Raw genomic sequence first — 2,093 nt, forward strand, 5'->3', positions numbered from 1 at the left:
GTTTCTAAATCAGCCGCCGTTCCTTGGGCTTTAGCGGTTTGTAATTGTTTAGCTTGGCGGGTTTTTTGAGTGGATGCTTTTTCTTCACCGGGTTTAACTAGGCGGCGAATGTTGCCTGAGGCGCGATAAAATGTGCCATTAGCAGATGGGGTAATTTCATCCACGACATAAGTGACACCTTGTTCGCGGATACTGCGGGGAAACTGCACGTTTAAATCCGGATTATATCCCTCAGAAATGACCCGCACTCGTAGCTTACCCCCAACCCGTTCACATTTGACTAAAACACCACTGTCGGGATTCGTTGTTACCTCTAACCCACTGGCTGCACCTGTTGTGGTTCCACGGAATTTTAAATCTTCGCGATCGCGGGTTTGGGTTTGATAAGATTGATCCCGCATTTCTTTGCGAATTGCCCGGTCAAATCGTCGATTTTCTAAACATTGGGCATAGTAGTCCAGTTGGGCTATTTCTTCGGCAATGTCAAAGAATTCATCTAATGTCTTGCGTTTGAGTTCCTCGATCGTTTCCCGCAGCTTAACCACTGCTTGTTGAAAGTCTCCTTTGTCCGCCAGGGAAACGGCTTCATCTTTTAATTTAGCAATTCTTAACTGAGAGGTTTGTTCCAAGACTTGCGGATCAGGCTGGATGTTTTTGGCTTCTGCTTCTGAACCGACGGTTAAGGTAATGGAAAACTGATTGCTAATGTCTTGGATACTGCCTTCGACAATGGTTTGATAGTCATAGGTCACAGTAGCAATCGTCGTCATTCCGGATTGCGATCGCGGCGATACGGTTAAGGGAATTGCTAAGGGCTTTTGTTCAACGCCATACACATCCCCCAAGACAACCTCTATCGTATTACCTACCTGGGAAAACCGATAGTTATTAAGAATCTCACCAACCTTAACAAATTCTTCCGGTTGTAGCCTCACCCTGAGATTTTGCGCCACAACCGAGACTAAACTTTCCATCTCAATTTCAAACACTTGGGAGGCGTCATCAGGAGACTGAATAAAGTAGAAATTTCCTCGGGCGGCATTTGCCATGTTAATCAGCAAATCTTCGTTAAAATAATTACCAAACCCTAAAGTTGTGGTGACAATATCCGCTTCTGCTTTTTCTAAGGCTGTTTTCGTCAGCACTTGCGGATCTTTAATCCCATAATTTGCCAATCCATCGGTTAAAAGTAAGACGCGATTAATTCGTTCCGGACTTTGGTTAGCTTGAACTTGACTACATCCCAACAACCATCCGCCACTTAAATTGGTGCAGCCTCTGGCGCGAATTTTACCAATTTTTGCTTTAAGGGCGGCTTGATCACCAACTAATTGTGGGGGAATAATCACCTCGGCGGTGTCATCATAAATCACCACCGAAACAAAATCATCAGCGGTGAGATAATCAATCAGATTTTGGGCGGCTTGAATGGCATATCGTAGGGGAGCTCCCGCCATTGAACCCGAACGATCTAGGACTAAGCTGAGATTCAGCGGACGACGCGAGGATGTCTGCTGACTCGACTCTGATCCCTGAAAGGTAATCAGTAAGTCTACCGTCGAGGGACTGTCTGCGGCAATTAACGATTGACTTAGGGTGTAGCTGGCTTTCATGTACGAACTTGAACTCTTGGGTATAACGTAGTGCACTATCCACTTAGGCTGGTCAGGTAGGGGCTAAATTCCAAGCCTCCGGAACCTATAGCCGTGGGGTTCCTGACATCCACAGGTTAGCACTCAGGGTTTAGATGGGATTATTTCATTTTAGTTTAACTAAAGAGAAATAAGATGTCAGGTCTTGGAGACGTTCCCTGGAAACGTCTCTACCGTTGTTAATCGTCGTCATCGTCATAAACGAAATCGGGCGGCGGTGGAATATCGGGAACCAGTTCAATCGTCATTCCTTGTTCAAACATGCAAGAATCTATATCCTCTTCGTCTAAGATTACCTGCCGATGCGCCCAAGCTAAACCTTGATTGGGAAGTTTTATTTCTATCCAGCCGCCTTTGGTTTGTTTGCCTGTGATCGGGACTTGTTCTCTAGTTAAATAGGTAATCACATTATCGCGAAATGATGCGGGATCAGAACGAACA

Annotated in this window: 2 protein-coding genes; both read right to left on the bottom strand. The window is 45.4% G+C overall.

All coding sequences use genetic code 11. The annotated features are described in order from the left end of the window. Positions 1 to 1,613 (bottom strand): vWA domain-containing protein (locus tag MC7420_RS31135; protein WP_006105736.1); only part of this gene is annotated, 1,613 nt, incomplete at its 3' end. A 218-nt stretch (positions 1,614 to 1,831) separates the two neighbouring features. Then, a partial coding sequence (locus MC7420_RS31140; RefSeq protein ID WP_044210800.1) for an SH3 domain-containing protein occupies positions 1,832 to 2,093 on the bottom strand: 262 nt, incomplete at its 5' end.

The sequence above is a fragment of the Coleofasciculus chthonoplastes PCC 7420 genome, assembly GCF_000155555.1.
GTDB classification, from domain to species: domain Bacteria; phylum Cyanobacteriota; class Cyanobacteriia; order Cyanobacteriales; family Coleofasciculaceae; genus Coleofasciculus; species Coleofasciculus chthonoplastes_A.